Genomic DNA, 21,211 nt, shown 5'->3' on the forward strand with positions numbered 1-21,211 from the left:
CCCCGGTACACCACCGGGTCCGCGCACCGCCCGGCCCCCGGACCGCCAACGCCCGGGGGCCGGGCCCCTTCGTGTGCGGGGGCCGGCCCCCGGGCGTGGACCGGGGCGCCGCGCTGCGGGCCGAAAGGCGTGCCTACGAAGCCGTCCGCACCGGCTCCGGCTTCTCGGCGCCGGGAGCAGGGGAGGCGCCAGGGGAGGCGGGGGAGGAGGCGCCGGGGGCGGGGGCGGGGGGAGGCGTCGGGTGGTCGCGCAGTACGGGCCAGCCGCGCCGCACGCGCAGCCAGTCGCCCAGCGGGTCGGCGGCGGACGCCTGCACGGACAGGACGGCGATGCCCGTCGGGGAGGCCGGGGACTCCTCGATCCGCAGATCCTCCACGTTGACCCCGCGCCGGCTCACATCGGCGAGCAGCCGGGCCAGCTCACCCTCCTGGTCGGCCAGCGGCACCCGCACATCCTGGTAGGAGCGGCCCTGCGCACCGTACTTCTGGGGGATCAGCGCCTGCCCGGCGCGCCCCTGGTCGAGCAGGTGGCGCAGCAGTTCGCGGTAGGCGGCCCCCTCGTCGGCCGGCCCGTCGGGGGCACGGCCGGCCAGCGCGGACAGCGAGCGCCGGACGAGACCGAGATCCTCGACGAGGATGTCCAGGGCGTCCAGGACCGCCGAGGCGTTGGAGCCGAGGATGTCGGTCCACAGCTCCGCGTCACCGGCCGCGATCCGGGTGAAGTCACGCAGACCGGACCCGCACAGGCCGAGCGTCTTGCTGTCACAGGAGCGCAGCATCCGGGCCGTCACGGCACTGACCAGGTGCGGCAGATGCGAGGTGACGGCGATGGCACGGTCGTGGGCCTCGGCCTCCATGGTCACGGCATGCCCGCCGCACAGCTCGACCAGCAGCAGGGCGGCCCGGGCGGTCTGGGCCGAGGTGCTCGCCGACGGAGTGAGGATCCACGGCTTGCCGCGGAAGAGGTCCTCGCGGGCGGCCCCGGGGCCGTGCAGCTCACGCCCCGCGATGGGGTGCCCGCCGATGAAGAGGGAGGCCTCGACATCCGCCCCGCCCCCCGCGAGAGCGGCCTTCACGCTGGCCACATCGGTGTAGTGGCGGGCGATACCGCGGCGCTGCGCCTCGGCGACGGCGGTGTACACCTGGTGCGGGGGCACCGCGAGCACGGCCAGATCCGTCGGGCGGCCGGGGGCGCGGGCGGTGCCCGCGCCCATGGCCTCGGCGATGCGCAGGGACTCGCGGCGGACATCCTGCAGATGCACTGCGACGCCCTGCCCGCTGAGCGCGAGCGCGATCGAGGTGCCGATCAGGCCGGCACCGATCACGGTGACGGTGTGCAGGGACTCGACAGGCTCAGGGATTCCGATCACCTTGGCAGGACTCCGTCTCGGGACCGGGGCCGGGGCCGGGGCCGGGGCCGGTCGGTACTGGGTGGTCTGGGTCGGTCGGTCGCCGCCGGGCGGATCAGTAGCGGTACTGGTCCGACTTGTAGGGGCCCTCGACCTCGACACCGATGTAGGCGGCCTGCTCGGGGCGGAGCGTGGTCAGCTTCACGCCGAGCGCGTCGAGGTGGAGACGGGCGACCTTCTCGTCGAGGTGCTTGGGCAGCGTGTAGACGCCGATCGGGTACTGCGACTGCTTGGTGAACAGCTCGATCTGGGCCAGCGTCTGGTCCGCGAAGGAGTTGGACATCACGAACGACGGGTGACCGGTGGCGTTGCCCAGGTTCAGCAGACGGCCCTCCGACAGCACGATGAGGACCTTGCCGCCGGGGAACGTCCAGGTGTGGACCTGTGGCTTGACCTCGTCCTTGACGATGCCCGGGATCCGCGCCAGACCGGCCATGTCGATCTCGTTGTCGAAGTGGCCGATGTTCCCGACGATCGCCTGGTGCTTCATCCTGGCCATGTCCGAGGCCATGATGATGTCCTTGTTGCCGGTCGTGGTGATGAAGATGTCGGCCGTCTCCACGACCTCGTCCAGGGTCGTGACCTGGTAGCCGTCCATCGCCGCCTGCAGCGCGCAGATCGGGTCGATCTCGGTGACGATCACCCGGGCGCCCTGCCCCCGCAGCGACTCCGCACAGCCCTTGCCCACATCACCGTAACCGCACACGACGGCCGTCTTGCCGCCGATGAGAACATCCGTGGCCCGGTTGATGCCATCGATCAGGGAATGCCGGCAGCCGTACTTGTTGTCGAACTTCGACTTGGTGACCGCGTCGTTCACATTGATCGCCGGGAACAGCAGCACACCGTCACGCTGCATCTCGTACAACCGGTGGACACCCGTCGTGGTCTCCTCCGTCACACCACGGATCTCCGAGGCGAGCTGGGTCCACTTCTGGGAGCCGTCGGTGATGGTGCGGTTCAGGAGTTCGAGGACGACGCGGTGCTCGTCGTTCTCGGCGGTGTCGACGGCAGGGACCTTGCCGTCCTTCTCGTACTCGACGCCCTTGTGGACGAGGAGGGTGGCGTCACCGCCGTCGTCCAGGATCATGTTCGGGCCGCCGGTCGGGCTGTCCGGCCAGGTCAGCGCCTGCTCCGTGCACCACCAGTACTCCTCCAGGGTCTCGCCCTTCCAGGCGAAGACCGGGACGCCCTGCGGGTTGTCCACCGTGCCGTTCGGGCCGACCGCGATCGCGGCGGCGGCGTGGTCCTGGGTGGAGAAGATGTTGCAGGAGGCCCAGCGGACCTGGGCGCCGAGGGCGACCAGGGTCTCGATGAGGACGGCGGTCTGCACGGTCATGTGCAGGGAGCCGGTGACGCGGGCGCCGGCGAGAGGCTGGGCCTCGGCGTACTCCTTGCGGATCGCCATCAGGCCGGGCATCTCGTGCTCGGCGAGCGTGATCTCCTTGCGGCCGAACTCGGCCAGGGACAGGTCAGCGACCTTGAAGTCCGAAAAGTGGGCTGTGGGCGAGGGCATGGAAGAACTCCTAAGGTTTCAGGCCGATGTGGGCCGGGGCGGGCGGGTGTGGGAGCAGCGCGCCTCCAGGCGGTGGACGCGACGGCGCCCGGTGCACCGCGCCAGGTGGCCGCAGGAACTCCCCCGAGAGCCGACGCCGGTCCGCCGGGGCACGAGGAGCCGGGCGCTCGCGCGGCACGGCCGGTACGGAGGGCGGGTACGGGTGGCCGCGGCAGGAACCGGCAGCCGCACCGCACCGCACCGCGCCGTGCCGCGGGAGCCGGTGACAGCGATGCGGCGCATCACACCCCGGTGGCCTCGGCGGGAACGGCGCGGATGACATTCATGCCACTGGGCAGGGCGTCGACCCGGCTGACCCGGAACCCGGCCTTGGACAGCAGGGACTCGACCTGCGCGGTGGTGCGTTCCTGCCCGCCGGTGCCGCCGAACAGCGAGAGCATGTAGAGGTCCATGACGGCCGCGGTGCGCAGCCACTCGTCACGCTGTCCGAGGCCCGCCCCGATCAGATCCACGATCATCACCGTCGAGGAGTCCGTCATGGCGGCCCGGACGGTCCGCAGGATGTGCACGGCCTTGTCGTCGTCCCAGTCGTGGAGGATGTGCGACAGCAGATAGAGATCCCCGCCGCCGGGGACGCTGTCGAAGAACGAACCGCCCACGACGCGGTAGCGGTCGGCGAGCGGATCGGGTTCCGCCCGCTGGGCCTGCAGCGACACCGAGCCCGGCAGATCGAAGCAGATGCCCCGCGTCTGCGGATGCTTCTCCAGGATCCGGCGCAGAAACGTGCCGTCGCTGCCGCCGACGTCGACGACCGTCCCGTACCCGGAGAAGTCCACGTACCGCAGGAGCTCGTCGAGTTCGAGCACCAGCCCGCGGCCCTGGGAGTCGTCGAAGACACGGCGCAGCTCGTCGTCCCGCTCCATGAGCGTGAACAGGGACGCTCCCCGCGCCCGTTCGAGCGGCGACGTGCCGGTGCGCACCGTCTGCAGAAGGTCGTCCCAGGCCGACCCGAACACTCCCGCCACCAGCTTCGCCGACGGCTGCACGGAAGCCGGGTGGTCCAGGGTCAGGGCCCTGCCGAGCGCGGTGAGCCCGTAGACCCGCTCGGCGACTTCCTCGAAGGCACCCAGAACGGCCAGAGCGCGCAGCAGCCGGTTGAGCGCGGCCGCGTCGGTACCGGTACGCTCCGCGATCACGTCGACGGCCAGCGGGCCCTCGGCGAGCAGGTCCGGAACGCCGATCTGGACCACGACGACCAGCGCCCGGGACGGAAGCTGGTCGTAGAGCATCCTGCGGGAGGCAACCGCCGCCTCCCGCTGCTCGCCGTTGAGTTGCCGCACGGTCGCCTCCTGACGTCAGGCCTGCCGGTCCCGGGCGCCCGCCCACGGTCCACCCGGGGCAAGCACATGGTCACGATTCGACGGCACCGCCCCGGAATCCTGGTCGAGCACGGCTCGCACGTCCCGCGGACCCACCCGCCCCATGCGGGAAGGGGAGGCGTTCCGCGACCCCGGCGGCAGCGAACCTCGAGCATCCTTCGACGCGCCTTCGAGCAGCCGCCCGGACCATGACGACAGGGCGAACCCGAAAGCCGACCACGGTGCACCCCCCCGGCCCGGGACCGCCCCCCGTGTCCTCGCCCTTTGGCGTGGTCGCGGACCCGGCCGGCCCGACCGCCACGCACCACCCGTCCGAAGGGGACCGCGCGTCCGGACCGGCGACCGCGCCCGCCTCCGCCCGCCACCACGCCGGGCCGGGACGGCGTCCTCGGGCCGCACCCCTGAAGATCCTCGACCGGAGGGGCCCCGCCCGGCGCCCAGGCTCCCCCCCACAGTCCTCGGCGCCTTCGTCACGTCCCACCGCCAGAGAACCGGAGACCTCCCATGTGGCCGATGCTGGGTTGGATACGGCGCCTGAACAGCTCCTCCACGCCCCGCTACGACAACCCCCACGTGCACCCCAGGCGCCCGCGGCGCGGCCTCTTGCGGCGTGCCCCGGCGGCCGGCCGCCGGAAGGACGGTCGAGCCCGGCTCGACGTTCCCTAGCACCCCTGCGCGTGGGCCTGTCCCTCCTCCCGCCGGTCAGGGCACTGTGCGGGTATGAGGTCTGGCGAAACGGTACTGCTCCGCGGCGCGCCGGCGAACCGGCGGCCGGGGCGGGTGCGTCGAGCCCGGCTCGACCGCCCACCGGGCGGCCTGGCGCCCCCCGCGCACCGCCCGACCGGTACCAGCCCCTGACTCCCGCATGCGCCAAGGCGGCCGACAGCCCCAAAGCCCCGGGCGGCCGGCTCCTCTCTCTTCGACGAATCGTGGAGGCCCAGCTTGCCGACCCACACGGGAAACTCCCCTCAGCCGTGCGGCCACCCCCTCGCGGAAACCGACGACACCGGCCGCGACATCTCCTTTGGCATCCTCGGCCCCCTGCAGGTCGTCATCGACGGCAAGCCGATCCGCATGGGCAGGAACCGCCAGCGGACCGTCCTGGCCGTGCTGCTCCTCAACGCCAACAAGATCGTCCCCGTCGGCTCCCTGGTCGACGCGGTGTGGTGTTCCGAACCCCCGGCCACCGCCGACAAACAGATCCAGACCTGCATCTGGCGGCTGCGCAACGCCTTCGCGGCCGCGGGCGCCCCGGCCGGGCTCATCGACACCGCCCAGGGCGGCTACCGGATGCGGCTCACCGACGAGGACCTCGACGTCCACGTCTTCGAGACGACCGTGCGCCAGGCCCGCGAACAGGCTGCGGCCGGCGACCTGGAGAGCGCCATGGCCCGCTACCAGAGCGCCCTGTCCCTGTTCCGGGGCAAGCCGCTCGCCGACCTCACCGGGCCGCTCGCCTACAGCGTCGCGGCCCACTGGGACGAGCGCCGCTTCACCGTCCTGGAGGAGTGGCTCGACGTCTCGCTCGCCCTCGGCCGGCACGCCGAGCTGATCAGCGAACTCAAGCCGCTGGTCGCCGAGTACCCGATGCGCGAGCGGCTGTGCGCCCAGCTGATGACGGCGCTGTACCTCTCCCAGCGCCGGGCCGAGGCACTCGCCGTCTACCGCAACAGCCGCACCACACTGATCAACAAGCTCGGCCTGGAACCCGGCGCCCGGCTCCAGGAGGTCCATCAGCAGATCCTCGCCGGCGAGCCGGTCGCACCACCGCCCACCGCACCGCGGCGCACCCCGCGGCCCGGCCGTCCCCCCGCCCAGCTCCCCGCCCGGATAAGCGACTTCACCGGCCGGCACGATCTGATCCACCGCATCACCCGGGACCTGCGCGCGGTGGGCGGACCCCGCGTGGTCTCCCTCGCGGGCTGCGGCGGCAGCGGCAAGACCGCACTCGCCGTACACGCGGGACACAGCGTCGAGGAACACTTCCCCGACGGCCAGCTCTACGCGGATCTGCGCGGCCAGAGCGAGCCCGTGCCGCCCCAGGAGGCCCTGCGGGGCTTCCTCGACGCCCTCGGCGTGCCCGAGCACCGGATTCCGGCCGGCCTCGCCGCCCGGGCGGCGCTGTTCCGCAGCACCACCGCCGGCAAGCGCCTGCTCATCGTCCTCGACGACATCGCCGAGTCCACCCGGTACGAGGCCCTGCTGCCCAGCGGGGAGAGCGCGGTGCTGTGCACCGGCCGGGCCAGCCTCCTGAAGATCCCCGGCCTGATCGAGTACCGCGTCGACGGGCTGCCCGCCGAGGAGGCACTGGACCTGCTCGCCTCGGTGGCGGGCGTCGAACGGGTCCTCGCGGAGGCGGACAGCGCCCGGCAGATCACCGAACTGTGCGGCCGTCTCCCGCTGGCCATCCGGGCAGCCGGAGCGCGCCTGCGGACCCGCCCGCACGGCACCCTGAGCAGCTTCGTGGACCGCCTGGAGGACCGGCACAACCGTACGGCCGAACTCTCCATCGGCTCCCTGGACGTGGGCGCGCGCCTGGCCTCGACCCTCGACCAGCTCTCCCCGGCCGGCTACCAGCTGTGGCTGCGGCTCAGCCAGTGCGACCTGGAGGCCGTCCCGGAGCGGACGGCCTCAGCCCTCTCCGGCCGGCCCGCCGAGGACACCCAGCGCATGCTCGACACCCTGGTCAACCAGCACCTGCTGACCGTCGCCCCGGGCGACGCGGCCGACGGCCCCACCTACGGGTTCAACCCCCTGGTGCGCGACTACGCCTGGCAGCGCGCCGAAGCGGAACTCGGACCGGCCGCACGCGGCACGGCCGACCGGATCGCGCGCCCCCTGCGGCCGGGACAGCTGTCCGCCGCGGGCACCGGCCGCCACCACCCGAACGGAAAGTCAAGGAGCTATGGCAGTCAAGTGGTTTGAGCCGCCCGCGCTCCGGCGGCGGACACCGCGCCCCGCGCCCGCCGCCGCGGGCGACGGCCGCACCACGGCGCCGAGGCCGTGGTGGCCGCTGTCCGCCACCCTCGTCCTCGCCCTGCTGTGCCTGGCCCTGGCCGCGTGGGACAGCCGGATGCCCGGGCCGCGCGGACCCGACGCGCCCGCCGGAACCTTCTCCGCCGCGCGGGCCACCGCGCACGTCCGCGCCATCGCACAGGAACCGCGCCCCCACGGGTCCGCCGCGCAGTCACGCGCCCGCGATCACCTCGTACGCACCCTGACCGGCCTCGGCATCGACACCCGGGTCCACACGGGAGCCGCCGCCGCCCACATGCCCGATCTGTCCCCCACCGGAGCGGACTCCCGGTACGCCAGCCTGCGCCTGGACAACATCGTCGCCCGTATCCCCGGCACGGACAGCACCCGCCCGGTCGCCCTGGTCACGCACTACGACTCCGTGGAGGCCGGCCCCGGCGCCAACGACGCCGGGGTCCCGGTGTCGGTGCTCCTGGAGACGGCGCGCGCGCTGCGATCCGGCCCCCCACCACGCAACGACGTGCTGTTCATCCTCACGGACGCCGAAGAGAGCGGCCTGCTGGGCGCGCAGGCCCTGGTGAACTCACCCGACGTGCTGCCGCGCGACGCCGTGGTGCTGAACTTCGAGGCACGCGGCAGCAAAGGGCCCAGCCTGATGTTCGAAACCGGGCCCGACGCCGCCTGGCTGGTCGACGCGCTCGCCGACCACGCCCCCGACCCCCGCACCAGTTCCCTGCTCGACGCCGCCTACGGCTATCTGCCCAACCTCACCGACTTCACCGTGTTCAAAAGGGCCGGCCACCAAGGACTCAACCTGGCCTACCTCGACGGCTACACCCACTACCACGGGCCGGACGACAGCCCCGAGAACGTCGACCCGGCCACGGTCCAGCACCAGGGCGACCAGGCCCTCGCCCTGGCCCGCGGCCTGGGCGCCGCCGACCTCGCGCACACCCCGCGCGGCGACTCCGTCTACTTCCAGGTCGCCGGACGGCTCCTCTCCTATCCGGCGGCGGTGGCCCTGCCGACCGCCCTCGCGGTGACCGGCCTCGCCCTGGCCCTGTTCCTGCGGCTCCGCGCCCGGGCGACGGTCACCGTCAAGGGCACCGCCCGCGGCCTGACGGTCGTCCTGGGCCAAGTGCTGCTCGCCTGCGGTGCCGCCTTCGCCCTGGCACCGCTGACGGCGTCCGGGCACGCCGAGTTCAGCCACTACGGCGACATCCCCGGCCACGGGCCGGCCGTCACCGGGTTCCTGCTGCTCGCGCTCGCCCTCGGCACGGCACTGGCGCTGCTCACCCGCCGCTGGGCCGGCCGCCGCGACCAGGTCACGGGCGCGATCGTGCTCTGGCTGCTGCTCGCCTGCGCCACGGCGGCATTCCTGCCCGGCGCCAGCCACGTGTTCACCTGGCCCGCCCTCGGCCTCGTCGCCGCCGCGCTGCTCACCTCCCGCGCCGGCGCGGCAACGGCGGACCGGATCCTGGCGGCCGTCCTCGGCGTCCTCCCGCTCGGCCTGCTCGTCCTCCCGCTCGTACTGCTCCTGCCGACCGCGCTCGGGCTCGGCCTGGTGGCCGGACCGGTGGTGTTCGTGGTCCTGATGAGCGCACTGCTGCCCGCCGTGCTGCCGCCCGCGCCGCGGCCACGGCTGCTGCCGCTCGTCCCGGCCACGGCCGCGGCCGTCAGCGCCGCGCTCCTCGCGGCCACCGCCCTGTTCCCCGTGCGGGACGACCACCCCGGCCGGGCCGACCTGCTCTACGTCCTCGACGCGGACCGGCGCCGGGCGCACTGGCTGAGCGGCTCCCCGCCGGACGCGTCCAGCGAGCGGTTCCTGCCCCAGGGGGCCGAGCCGGCCTCGGTGGCCGACCTGTGGCCGGGCTGGCAGGTACCGGTCCGGCGCGGCCCGGCCGCAGTGCGCCCGCTCGCCGCCCCCAAGCTCACCACGACACTCGTCGGGGACGACGGCGCCGACGGGCGGCGCGTGCGCGTCACCGCCGCATCACGGCGCGGCGCCCGGGAACTGGTGTTCCTGGTGACGGGCGCGGCCGTACGCGGCTACACCCTCACCGGCGTACCCGGACACCACCGGGACACCCCGGCCGGCAACCCGCCGTGGGAGCTGTGGGTCCGCCAAGTACCCGACCGCGGACTGCGGTTGGAACTGGAGCTGGCACCGGGACCGGTGACCGTCCGGGTCATCGACCGCACGACGGGACCGCCGGCCGACCCGGGGGACCAGCCGCGGTCCGAACCCCGCCCCCCGGCCCTCGGCGTGGCCTCCTTCAGCGAGGCCACCATGGTCATGACCGCCCGCACACTCGGCTAGAGAGGCCCGCGACGGCCGAGGCCACGCCGGGCCGTGAAGCCTCCCCGCGGGCCTCCCCGACCCCGGCAGCGCACCGACATCGGCGGACCCCACCCCCGGTGCGCGCAGCCGACAGCGTGCGCCGGCGCCGAAGTTCCCGCCGCCGGGCAGAAGGTGTGGCCGCCGCCGGGCCGCCGGCCGGCCCACACAGAACGGCCCGGGCCGGATCACCCGGCCCGGGCCGTTCCTGCCTCACGCGCCGCACGGGCCGCACGGGCCGTCGTGGGGCGGCGACGGGTCAGCCCGTCTGCTGCTGCGCGGGCAGGCGGCCGGCCAGGACGCCGGCCGCCTTCTTCACGTCACGGCAGATCTGCGGGGTCATCGCCGTGGTCCGCGACAGGCGCAGCTCGACGCTGGACCGGTCCCCGTCCGCCAGGAAGACCTTGCAGACGCCGTTGAGGGCGCCCTCCAGCATCACGGCGTCCCTGCCCTTGATCTCCATCTTCGTGCGCTTTCCGTCGCCGGAGACGGCGGCGTCGAGCGGGCGGTCCTCCGGCCTCAGGGTGAGCGTGCCGTACTCGTGCTCCTGCGCGGTGCAGCCGTCCTCGGCGATGGAACTGACGGCGGGCTCGCTCAGGCCCAGCTCCTGCGCGACGGGCCGCAGCATCGTGCAGGCCGGGGTGTCGGAGGCCGGCGGCTCCGTGGCCGAGGAACTGCCGCACGCGGCAGCTCCCCAGGTGGCGCACGCCAGCGCCGCGGCCGCGGCCAGGGCACGCCGAACGGGGTGACGGGTCATGATGTTGCGCTCCGATCTATCCGGTGGTCATCGGCTCGGCACGAGAGACGAAGAGAGGAAAAGGGGTCCCCGGCAGAAGCCGGGGCAGGGGTCAGCGCTGGAGGATCGCGCACGCCCAGTGCATCCCGCGGCCGTTGGCGGCGAGCGCCACGAGGTCCCCGGCCGCCAGCTCGCCCGCCTCGTCGAGACGGGCCAGGCAGAACAGGTGATCGGCGGCGCCCAAGTGTCCGTGGCGGGCCGCCAGGCGGGCGTTCGTCCGCTCCACCGGCACCCCGATCAGCTCGGCCTGGGCGCCGAGCACCCGGGTGTTGTCGTTGAGCAGCACCAGCCGTGCCAGGTCCTCCTCCGTGCACCCGGCGTGGCGGCAGGCGCGGTGCACCGCGCGCGCGGTGCGCTCGTCGATCTCCTCGGCGAAGGCGGCCATCCGGTCGGCGTCGTGGCCGAAGTGCTCGACGATGTCCCAGGCGTCGCGCACCGCGGGCATCTCGGTCCCGGGCACGAACGGGTGCCGCCCGCCGCCGACGTCCATCCGGAAGAAGTCCGCGTACCGCCCGTCGCTCTCCGCGTAGGAGGCCCGCCAGCGCAGACCCGGCGCGCCCCGCACCGCGAGCGCCGCGGCGGCGCCGTCGGAGAACAGCAGCGAGTGGGTGTCCAGACGGTTCCAGTACGCCTCGACGGTGCGGTTGGCGCCGATCACCAGGGCCGTGCCGTAGTCGGGGTGGGTGGCGAACCGGCCCGCCAGGGTGTCCAGGGCGGTGACGCCGCCGACACAGCCCTGGTCCACGAGCACGGCCTCGGCACGGACCAGGCCCAGCGCCTGCTGGACCCGGGCCGCGGCGTCCCAGTACAGGTGGTCGGCCAGGTCGGTGAGGGCCACCACGACCAGATCCACATCGCGCGGGTCGACGCCCCGCAGGGCCCGCGCGCCCGCCTCCACGGCCAGGTCGGTGACGCTCACCTCGGGCAGCGCACGGTGGAGGTACTCGTAGCCGTATCCCAGGACGCGTTCGATGTCCTCGGTGTACTCGGCCACGATGTCCTTCACGGCGATCTCTTCGCCCAGGGCGACGCCGAAGGCACTCAACCCGTAATCCATTGGCGCACCTCACGGTAGGTCGACGAGTCGCTCGAGCTGTTCGGGGTCGCTGAGGGAGTCCGAGACGGCCCGCAGGAACGCGACCGCCTCCCGGCCGTTGACCACCCGGTGGTCGTAGGCGAGACCGAGGGTGACCACCGTGGCCGGCACGGGCGCCCCGTCCGCCAGGACGAGCCGGGTGAGCGGGCCGCCCACCGAGACCATGCACAACTGCGGCCACATCACGATCGGCTGGACGACGACGACTCCGGGCTCGACGTTCAGCGACACCGTGATGGCCCCGTCGGCGAGCTCTCCCGCGGTGAGCTCGCCCCGGAACGCCTTGAGCCGGAAGTCCATCAGGTCGTCGGCGAGTTCGGTCAGCGGCCGGTCGGCGCAGTCCCGCAGCACCGGGGCGTACAGGCCGTTGCCGACGTCCACGGTCACCGCCACGTCCGCGCCGTCGGCCAGCTCCACGGTCCGCTCGTCCAGGAGCGTGCCGAACAGGTGCGGGAAGACGGGCTGCGCCGCGGCCACCGCCCTGATGACCGCCTCCGGCAGGCCGACGTCCGCGCCGGACTTCTCCGACAGCGTCCGAAGGCGCGCCAGCAGGGCGTCCACCTGGACCTCGACCGCCGAGAACGCAGCGGGCACCTCGCGGTGCGCACGGGAGACCACGGCGGCGGTGCCCTGCTGGACACGGTCCAGGACATGGATACGCCGGCCCGGCCCGGCCGCGCGGGCGGCGGGTACGGCTTCCTCGGCCGCCACGGGAGGTACGGCTTCCTCGGCCGCCGCGGCGGGGGAGGGGCCGGGGGGCGGGGCGAAGGCCGGGCCGGGGGGTGCGGTGAACAGCTCGGCGAGGAACTCGCCCACCCCGATCTCGACGCCGGCCGGGGCGTGCACCCTGAGGTACCCGGACGCCGGTGCCTCGATCTCCTCCACGGCCTTGGAGGTCTCGACCTCGACCAGCGGCGCGCCCTGCTCCACGTACTGTCCGTCCTCGGCCTGCCAGTCGAGCACCAGGTAGGCGGTGTCGTTGTTGTTCAGCTTGGGCACCGCGACCGGCACTCCGGCCGCCCGCGTGTCCGGCTCGGCCGCCTGCGTGTCCGGGGCGGCTGTCCGCGTGTCGGGGGCGGTCTGTCGCGCCGCCGGTCCGGCCGGCCGCGTGTCCGGCGCGAGGGCCTGCGTCACCGCGTCCACGATCTGCCGGACCCCGAGCAGCACCTGGGCCTCCAGGTGCGGCGCGGTGGGAACCACGGAGTCGGCCGACGACAGCAGCAGCACCGGGGCGTGCAGCTCGCGCCAGGCGAGCTGATGAATCCGGGCCGCCACGTCGGCCCCCCAGGTGCCGCCCTCGGTGCTCTCCTCGGCCACCGCCACGAGCCGGGCACCCGTGATCAGCGGCAGCACCGGCTCCAGGTCCAGCGGATACAGCCGGGCGGGCACGAGCAGCCGCACGCCCCGTCCCCGCTCGCGCAGCTGCCGGGCGGCGTCCAGGGCACGGTGGGCGACCCCGCCGGGGCAGAGCAGCACCACGTCGGCGCGGCTGTCGTCCGTGGCGCTCACGTGCGCCCAGCCGGTCGGACCGTCCAGCAGGGAGAACCGGTGGGCCTCGTCCACGACACCGTGGCGGAACAGGCGCCGGGTGTAGAGGACCTTGTCCTCGAACAGCATCGCGGGCCCGTCATCCAGCCCCTGCGACAGCAGCGCGTAGGGATCGTGGAACGGCGTCGTCTCGTACAGCGCCAGATTCGGGATGCCGAGGAAGTGCTTCTGCACGCTCTGACTGTGGGTCGGGCCGTAGCCCCGGTTGCCGCCCACCGGACAGCGCACGACCACCCGCATCGGCACCCGGTCGCCGTACATGGTCACCGACTTGGAGATCATGTTGAGGATCTGGTCGAAGGCGAGCGCGGCGAAGTCGCCGAACATCATCTCCACCACGGCCTGATCGCCCGCGAGCGCGAGGCCGGCCGCGACCCCGGAGATGCCCGCCTCGCTCAGGGGGGTGGTCAGCACCCGGTCCGGGTGGCGGGTCGAAAGACCCCGGGTCACCTTGAAGGCGCCGCCGTAGGGATCGTGTACGTCCTCGCCGAGCAGATGGAGGGCCGGCCGCTCGTCGAAGAGCCGGTGCAGGGCGCTGTTGAGGGCCTCCACGACCCGGGGCGCGGGCTGCGTCGTCACCCTGTGCTCCCCTTCTCCTTCTCCTTCTCCCTCTCCTTCTCCGCGAGGATCGCCCGCAGCCTGCCGACCGACCGGCAGGCGCGTGCCTCACGGGCGGTGAGCCGTATCCCGTACCTCTTCTCCACGTGGGCGACGATCTGGACGTGCCGCAGGCTGCTCCAGGCCGCCGTGGTGGCCGGACCGGTGTCCTCGGTCACCTCCTCGGCGGGCACCTGCAGGACGTCGGCCACCAGCCGGGTCAGTTCGCTCATGAGCTCACCATCCTCGTGTCGCTCGGGCCGGCCGCCGTCCACTGGGCCGGCGGCCGCGCCTCCACCTCCTCGGCCACCCTCTCCATCTCCGTTCGTATGCGCGCGTCGAGTTCGAGGAACGGCCGGCCCAGACGGGCGGCCAGCTCCTGATGCCAGTCGGCCGCCCACAGGGCGTCGACCTCGTCGCGGGGGCGGGTGTCGTCGCCCTTGCTGTGCGGGCCGAGGCGGCGCGTGGTGAACTGCACCACCGCCGGGCGGTGTTCCTCGCGCACCCGCCGCACCAGCGGCGCCATCCGCTCCCGGATCTCCGGTATGCCGTGGCCGGTGATCTCCAGGAAGTCGATGCCGAACGCGGCGGCGCGGTCCGCGAGGGAACCGGCCATCTCCAGGTGCGTCGGCGTGGACTGGGCGATGCCGTTGTGCTCCACGACGACGAGCACCGGCACCTGCCACAGCGCGGCCATGTTGAGTGCTTCGTACACCGCGCCCTCGCCCCAGGTGCCGTCACCGGTGAACGCCACGGCGATACGGCCGGACCCGGTGCGCTTGCAGTGCAGGCCGAGCCCCACCGCCAGCGGCAGGCTCTGCCCCTGGACACCGGTGGAGTGGAACCCCTCGCGCCGGATGTGCTGGCTGCCGCCGACACCCGAACACACCGCCCCGGCCCGGCCCATGATCTCCGCGAGCAGGCCGGCGGGGTCGCGGAACAGGGCCAGGTAGTGGCCGTGGCCCCGGTGGTTGCTGAGCACGAAGTCACCCGCCAGGAGCGGCGCCAGGGCGACCGGGACGTACTCCTGCCCCAGGCAGGTGTGCGTGGTCCCGTTCAGCCGCCCCTCGGAGAACATCCTCAGCAGCACGGTTTCGAAGTGGCGGATGCCCAGGAGGGCTTCGAGGTCTCGGGCATCCGGTGCGCGGAACGGTTCCCGCCCTTCAGCGGTCATACCTGACGCCTCCCAGCGGGCTGGACAACGGAATTCTTCGCGGGCGGGACCGACCCTCCGGAGGCCCCCTGGACGGGAGGCCCCAGCGGGCTCGGGACAAGGCGCGGCCTCGTCGGGGCGTGACGCTAACGAGCCCTGTTCTCAAACCGGTATCACCGCCAGGCCGCCCGCTCTTAGGGGCCTCTCACCCCGTTCTCACCTGCTTGCGGCCGCCGCGCGCCGCACCCTTAACTGGTCGTGCGTCCCGGAGAAAGCGGCCCGCGTACCGCCCTTTCGCCTGCCTCGCGCGCCGTCGTTTCCCAGCGCGTCTCCCGCCCCATGGCCGTACCAAGCCCGCACCCCCGCACCCCCGCGCCTTCGCGCGCCGCGGCCCGCCGGCCCCGCGCTCCAGGCGGGACACCCGACCGAAGGAGTCAGCAGATGCCGCACTCGCCGCAGGTGCTCATCGTCGGCGCCGGCCCCACCGGACTCGCGCTCGCGGCGGAACTTGCCGGGACCGGCGTCTCCTGCCTCGTCGTCGACCGGCACACCGAGCGCGGCACGCTCTCCCGTGCCTGCACCGTCGAGCCCCGCACCCTGGAACTCCTCGACATGCGGGGGCGGGCCGACGACGTCCTGGCCGCGGGACTGGAGTGCCCCAACCCGCCGCTCGGCAACGAGGACGGCCACCTGGACTACGGCCTCCTCGACACCAACTTCCCCTTCAGCCTGTCGATTCCGCAGTCCAGGACCGAGGATGCGCTGCAGAAGGCGGCAGAGAAGGCGGGCGCGGAACTGCTCTTCGGCACGTCCGTGACCGGCCTGGAACAGGACGACTCGGGCGTCGAGGTACGCATGGAAGGACCGGCCGGTCCCCTCACCGTGCGGGCGCGGTACGTCGTCGGGTGCGACGGCGTGTACAGCACCGTGCGCGAGGCGATCGGGGTGGAGTACGACGGCTGGAACTACGAGCAGTCCCTGATGATGGCCGACGCCCGGCTGAGCAGCCCGCCCGGGCCGGCCGAATACGCCCGGATCACCCGGCGCGGCATGGCGGCCTTCTTCCCCTTCAAGGACGGCACGTACCGGATCATCGTGCTCGACCGCCAGAAGTTCACCGTCCCCGCCGACGAGCCGCTGACCCTGGAGGACCTGAGCGAGAGCTGCGCGGCCATCCTCGGCCTGGACGCCGGCATCCACGACCCGCTGTGGCTGTCGCGGTTCCGCAGCTCCCAGCGGCACGCCAAGCACTACCGGGCCGGCCGGGTCCTGCTCGCCGGGGACGCCGCGCACACCCACATCCCCTCCGGCGGCCAGGGGCTGCAGACCGGCATCCAGGACGCGTTCAACCTCGGCTGGAAACTCCGGCTGGTGATCGAGGGCGCGGCGCCCGACGCCCTCCTGGACAGCTACGAGGCCGAGCGCTACCCGATCGCCGCCGACACCCTGCGCAAGACCGACCTGTCCTTCCGCTTCGAGACCTCCGACGGCCTGCCGGCCCGCATCCTGCGCAAGGTCACCATGTGGTCGATGCGGATCAGGGCGGTGCACCGGCTCAACGTCGAGCACCTGTCCGGACACGCCCTGCGGTACCCGCCCGACCGGGGCGGCCGCTGGGTGGGCCGCCGCGTGCCCGACCGCCCGCTCGCCGCGCCGCAGGCAGCGGGCCGGCTCTACGAGCTGTTCCGTGACGGCCACTTCGTCCTGCTCGGCCCGGACGACCGCGTACCACCGGCCGCGACCGCGTGGTCGGCGCGCCTGCGCACCGGTGTGCTCGCCGAACCGATCGGCGACCGCTGGCCGCGTCACGTCCTGATCCGGCCGGACGGATACGTCGCCTGGGCCGGCCGGACCCCGGACGCGGGCCTGGAAGGCGCGCTGCACCGCTGGTGCGGCGCCCCGCGACCGGCCGCCGGCTGACCCGCGCCGACCGACGGCCGGGCCACGCCTGCGCCCGGCCTTCCGCGGCCCACGACGGGCCCTACTGCCGTGCGGTCCGTCCGGGCGCGCGGCTGGGAGAACATCTGCGATGTCCGCGCTCTTCGTAGCCCTGATGCTTCCTCTCCTCGCCGCCGTCCACTACTACGTGTGGCGGCGCACGGTCCGTGACACCACGGTCCGCGGCTCCCGGCCGCGCCGCATCGGCACCGCGGTGATCATGCTGCTCGGGCTGTGCCTGGTCCTCGCGCCGCCGGGCGAGTGGACGCTGCCGAGGCCGCTGGCCGTCGCCGTGGTCTGGGCGGGCTTCCTGTGGGCGGCCGTGCTCCTCTACCTCACCCTCGCGCTCCTCGTCGGCGAGGCCGTACGCCCCCTCCTGCTGCGGGCGGCGCGGCACCGGCCGGCCGCCGCAGCCGAACCGGCCCAGGTCCCCGCCCCTGCCCCCGCTGCCGTGCCCGGAACGGGGACGGGGACGGCAGCGGAGGAGGGCACGGCGGCCGCGGGCACGGCGCACACGGCACAGGCAGCCGTCCCCGATCCGTCCCGGCGGCTGTTCGTCGCCCGGGGCATCGCCCTGGCCGCGGGGGCCGCGGCGGCCGCGACGGTCGGCCACGGCGCCCGCACCGCGCTCGGCCCGCCCCGGCTCAAGCACCTCACCGTGCCGCTCACCCGGCTCGACCCGCGGGCCCACGGCTTCCGGATCGCCCTGGTCAGCGACATCCACCTCAACACCATCGCCGGACGCGCTCGCACCGAGCAGATCGTGGACCTCATCAACGGGACCGAACCCGACCTGGTCGCCGTCGTCGGCGACCTCGTGGAGGACGGCTCCGTACGGGACATGGGGCGGGCCGCCGAACCGCTCGCCCGGCTCCGGGCGGCCCACGGCAGCTTCTTCGTCACCGGCAACCACGAGTACCACGCCGGCGCGGAGCAGTGGCTCGACCTGGTACGGGATCTGGGCCTGCGCCCGCTGGAGAACGAGCACGTCGCGCTGGAGGGGTTCGACCTCGCCGGAGTCAACGACGTCACCGGCGAGGAGCACGGCCAGGGCCCCGACTACGACGCCGCCCTCGCCGGGCGTGACCCGGACCGGGCCGTGGTCCTTCTCGCCCACCAGCCCGTGCAGGTCCACGAGGCGGCCGAGCGTGATGTGGACCTGCAGTTGTCCGGCCACACCCACGGCGGGCAGTTCTGGCCCTTCACCTACCTCCCGGCCCTGTCCCAGCCCACCGTCGCCGGCCTCGACCGGTACGGCGACACCCAGCTCTACGTCACCCGGGGCACCGGTTTCTGGGGGCCGCCGGTGCGGGTGGGCGCGGACCCGGACATCACGGTCGTCGAACTGGCGTCGCCGCGCGCGTGATCCACGCCGGTCCGGCGCGGCGAGGACGACGAAGACCCGGCCCGGCCCCTCCGTGCCGCGCGCCTTCGGGCCCCTGCGGCAGGGGCACGCCCGCGGCGGGGCGCGGCGGGGCGGGGGCGGGAGTGGAAGGCGGCTGCCTGGAGTACCGGCGCCGGTGAGGGTGCCGCCCGGGCCGAGGAGCACATCGAGGGCGTCCACCCTGCGCCGGATGCCGGATGCCGGATGCCGGATGCCGGATGCCGGATGCCGGATGCCGGATGCCGGATGCCGGATGCGGGGTGCGGGGTGCCGGAGGGGCGCGGGCCCGGGGCGGCCTCGTCGAGCACGGCCGTCAAGCGCACGCCGACCGGCCTGCGGCCGTAACCGGCGCGGCTCTCGCGGGGGAGATCCCGGCCCGGGACTCCCTCCCCGACCACCTGCACCCGACCACCTGCACCCGACCACCCGCACCCGACGACCCGTGCGGCGCGGCCCGTCCCGGCCCCGCGACGTCCCGTACGAACCCGGTCACGTCCGTCCGCCCTCTCGCCACGTCTCAGGGCAGGGGCACGGAGGTCCCACCACCCCGAACGGATCGATCACATGGCCGTGCGGCGCCCGTGCGCAGCGCACGGTGGCCTCATCACCGGCCGGCGATCGCCATGGACCGCAGGGCGAGCGCGTCGACCTTTCCCCCCGCCGTCCTCGGCAGCGCGGGCAGCACCTCGATGTGATCGGGGCGCATCGCGTCGGGCAGCGTCTCGGCGATCTTCCGGCGCAGTTCCGCGTCCGCGACCTCGGTGTCCAGCGCCACGAAGGCGACGAGCCGTTCGCCCGCCTTCTCCTGACGCAGCAGCACCGTGCAGTCGGCGACCGCCGGATGCCGGCGCAGCGCCGCCTCGACCTCGCCGAGTTCGATGCGGAACCCGCGGACCTTCACCTGGTGGTCGACCCGGCCGAGGATGTGCAGCCGCCCGCCGGGCGACCACAGGCCGCGGTCACCGGTGCGGTAGAGGCGCCGGCCGGCCTCGAACGGGTCGGGCAGGAACCGCTCGGCGGTGAGCGCCGGCCGACGGTGGTAGCCGTGGGCCACGGCGGGACCGCCGAGGTAGATCTCGCCCGGCACGCCCGGCGGTACCGGCCGCAGCCGCGCGTCGAGCACGTAGGCACGGTAGTTGGGCACCGGGCGGCCGATCGGGATGCCCGCGCCGGCCGGCTCCGCGGGCCCGCAGCGGTGCGTGGTCGCCCATACGGCGCACTCGGTGGGCCCGTAGTCGTTGAACAGCGGCGCGTCGGGGCAGTGCCGCAGATGCTCGGCGACGGTCTCGGGTGTCAGCTGCTCCCCGCCCACGGCCACCATGGCGAACCGGCTCAGCACCGTCGCGTCCGCGACCTGGAGCACGATCCGGTAGTGCGAGGGCACGGCGTGGACATGGGTGATGTCCGCGCGCTCCAGCAGCCGCAGCAGCGCGATCGGGTCGTGCGCCTCCTTCTCGGTGGGCAGCACCACGGTGCCGCCACCGGTCAGTGCCCAGTACATGCCGCCCGCCGCACCGTCGAAGCACAGCGGCGGCAGCACCAGATCACGGCCCGGCGCGGGCCCGGCGGCGGCCCGTGCCGCGGTGGACGCGACGATCGCCCCGTGGTGCACGGCGATGCCTTTGGGCACCCCCGTGGAACCGGAGGTGTAGATGACGTACGCCGTGTCGTCGGGGCTGACCCGCACTCCGGGGCAGTGGCCGGGCAGGCCCTCCATGTCGGCGGGCAGCAGCACCGGCACCGGCACGTCGGCCTCGGGCGGCCGCGGGGCGAGCAGCGCGTCGGCGCCCGCGTCGCGCAGGATGTGCCGGATGCGCTCCGCCGGATAGGTCGGCTCGATGGGCACGTAGGCCGCGCCCGACTTCAGTACGCCGAGCATCGCGACCACCGACTGCGCGGCGCGCTCGGTGAGCAGAGCCACCAGGCGGCCCGGTCCGATGCCCTCGGCGCGCAGCCGGTGGGCCACCCGGTTGGCGGCGAAGTCCAGTTCACGGTAGGTGAGTTCGGTGTCGCCGCACACCACGGCGACCGCGTCCGGGGTGCGGCGGGCGCACTGTTCGACCAGGGTGTGCAGGCACACCTCTTCCACCGGGCGCGCCGGGCCGCGTGACCACGCCTGGAGCGCGGCCCGCTCCGCGCCGGTCGGCGCGTCGATGTCATGGACCGGGGTGTCGCCGAGCAGCGCCTGAAGGACGCCCGGCAGCCGCGCGGCGAACGCGGCGACCGCGTCCGGCTCGAAGAGCCCGGTGTCGTAGTCGACGCGCAGCCCGTCCCCGTCGGGGTCGAGCAGGACCAGCAGGCCGTGCCGGGCCACGGCGTCGGGGAGCCGTACCCCCGCCACCGTACGGTCGCCGACGCGCTGCGCCCCCAGCCGCCCGCCCGGGGCCACGGCGAGCGTCGCCCGGGTCTGCGCGGGCACGGGGGTGCCCGCGTCGACCGCCCGCTCGGCCCGCCGCAGCAGTGCGGTCCCCTTGAGCGTCTCGTCCACCCGCAGGGACACCGCCGCCGGGTCGGCGCCCGCGAGGAGGAGTCGGCTTTCCTCCGGGCCGCCGTACCGGGCGAGGAGTAGGTTCACGGCGGCCGCCAGGGCCGCCTCGGCGGGCATCCCGGCCGCCCGCAGCCGGTCGGCGACCGGCCCGGCCGGGATGTGCACCGTCGCCGCGACCCCCGACGGCGAACCGCCGGACCGCAGGGCGGCCGGCAGCTCTGCCGCCAGGGGTGCCGCGACGTCCCCGGCCCCCGCCCGCGGAAAGGGGGAGCCCGGGGTGAACAGCCACCGCATGACCGCGGCCGGCGGCAGCGGGGCGGCGGTGACGACGACCAGGAGGAACCGCTTCTCGGTGAGCCGGCCCAGGAGCACGCGGGCGTGCCCGGTGTCCGCGCGGGCGGCGGCCACCTCTTCCCGGACCAGCTCGCCCCACGCCGACTCGTCCGCCACGCCCGTCAGGTCGTGCACGGTGAGCGTGACCTGCGGCCGCTGCGCGGCGAGCCGGGTGCGCAGCGCCGGCACGTCCGCCGGGCCGCCGACGAGCCAGGCGTCGGCGAGCGGACTGTCCGCCACCGGCCTCGTGTTGTCGGACAC

13 protein-coding genes are annotated in these 21,211 nt (G+C 74.2%); 4 read left to right on the forward strand and 9 right to left on the reverse strand.

Annotation, left to right across the window (positions count from 1 at the left end; all coding sequences use genetic code 11):
* Positions 1–133: 133 nt before the first annotated feature.
* The 3 genes from OG272_RS46265 to OG272_RS46275 all read right to left on the reverse strand — a co-directional run bounded on the left by OG272_RS46265 (position 134) and on the right by OG272_RS46275 (position 4,264).
* Positions 134–1,369 (reverse strand): prephenate dehydrogenase, encoded by a 1,236-nt coding sequence (locus OG272_RS46265; RefSeq protein ID WP_327726213.1) that lies wholly within the window; start codon positions 1,367–1,369, stop codon positions 134–136.
* A 94-nt stretch (positions 1,370–1,463) separates the two neighbouring features.
* Positions 1,464–2,924, reverse strand: coding sequence for an adenosylhomocysteinase (ahcY, locus tag OG272_RS46270; protein ID WP_405892080.1), 1,461 nt, complete (start codon positions 2,922–2,924; stop codon positions 1,464–1,466).
* Positions 2,925–3,205: 281 nt separating this feature from the next.
* Positions 3,206–4,264, reverse strand: a complete 1,059-nt coding sequence (locus tag OG272_RS46275) for a methyltransferase (RefSeq protein ID WP_405892078.1) — start codon at positions 4,262–4,264, stop codon at positions 3,206–3,208.
* A 981-nt stretch (positions 4,265–5,245) separates the two neighbouring features.
* On the opposite strand from OG272_RS46275, the gene OG272_RS46280 reads away from it, so the two are divergent.
* A complete protein-coding gene (locus tag OG272_RS46280; RefSeq protein ID WP_327726210.1) occupies positions 5,246–7,228 on the forward strand; it encodes a BTAD domain-containing putative transcriptional regulator in 1,983 nt (660 codons plus the stop codon).
* A complete protein-coding gene (locus OG272_RS46285; RefSeq protein ID WP_405892076.1) occupies positions 7,209–9,599 on the forward strand; it encodes a M28 family peptidase in 2,391 nt (796 codons plus the stop codon). Before OG272_RS46280 ends, OG272_RS46285 begins: the two co-directional genes overlap by 20 nt.
* 277 nt (positions 9,600–9,876) lie before the next feature.
* Here the strand turns inward: OG272_RS46285 and OG272_RS46290 are convergent, their stop codons facing one another.
* From OG272_RS46290 to OG272_RS46310, 5 genes are all read right to left on the reverse strand, one after another.
* The gene (locus OG272_RS46290; protein ID WP_326585337.1) at positions 9,877–10,374 is read right to left on the reverse strand and encodes a hypothetical protein; all 498 of its coding nucleotides are present in this window, start codon (positions 10,372–10,374) and stop codon (positions 9,877–9,879) included.
* Between the two features lie 91 nt (positions 10,375–10,465).
* Positions 10,466–11,470: a 3-oxoacyl-[acyl-carrier-protein] synthase III C-terminal domain-containing protein gene (locus tag OG272_RS46295; RefSeq protein WP_326585338.1), complete on the reverse strand. Its 1,005-nt coding sequence runs from the start codon at positions 11,468–11,470 to the stop codon at positions 10,466–10,468.
* A gap of 9 nt (positions 11,471–11,479) precedes the next feature.
* A complete protein-coding gene (locus OG272_RS46300) occupies positions 11,480–13,636 on the reverse strand; it encodes a 2-oxo acid dehydrogenase subunit E2 (protein WP_328222106.1) in 2,157 nt (718 codons plus the stop codon).
* Positions 13,633–13,887: an acyl carrier protein gene (locus OG272_RS46305; RefSeq protein WP_405892074.1), complete on the reverse strand. Its 255-nt coding sequence runs from the start codon at positions 13,885–13,887 to the stop codon at positions 13,633–13,635. The genes OG272_RS46300 and OG272_RS46305 overlap by 4 nt, the downstream gene beginning before the upstream one ends.
* Positions 13,884–14,828, reverse strand: a complete 945-nt coding sequence (locus OG272_RS46310) for a thiamine pyrophosphate-dependent dehydrogenase E1 component subunit alpha (protein WP_327726206.1) — start codon at positions 14,826–14,828, stop codon at positions 13,884–13,886. Before OG272_RS46310 ends, OG272_RS46305 begins: the two co-directional genes overlap by 4 nt.
* A 420-nt stretch (positions 14,829–15,248) precedes the next feature.
* Between OG272_RS46310 and OG272_RS46315 the strand changes: the two genes are divergently transcribed.
* Positions 15,249–16,727 carry an FAD-dependent monooxygenase gene (locus OG272_RS46315; protein WP_327726205.1) on the forward strand — a complete coding sequence of 493 codons (1,479 nt, stop codon included), beginning with the start codon at positions 15,249–15,251 and terminating at the stop codon, positions 16,725–16,727.
* Between the two features lie 109 nt (positions 16,728–16,836).
* Entirely contained in the window at positions 16,837–18,111 is a 1,275-nt protein-coding gene (locus OG272_RS46320) for a metallophosphoesterase (protein ID WP_327726204.1), read from the forward strand.
* Between the two features lie 622 nt (positions 18,112–18,733).
* On the opposite strand, the gene OG272_RS46325 is transcribed toward OG272_RS46320, so the two are convergent.
* Positions 18,734–21,211: an amino acid adenylation domain-containing protein gene (locus OG272_RS46325; RefSeq protein ID WP_405892072.1), complete on the reverse strand. Its 2,478-nt coding sequence runs from the start codon at positions 21,209–21,211 to the stop codon at positions 18,734–18,736.

The organism is Streptomyces sp. NBC_00104, from assembly GCF_045160825.1.
Lineage (GTDB): Bacteria > Actinomycetota > Actinomycetes > Streptomycetales > Streptomycetaceae > Streptomyces.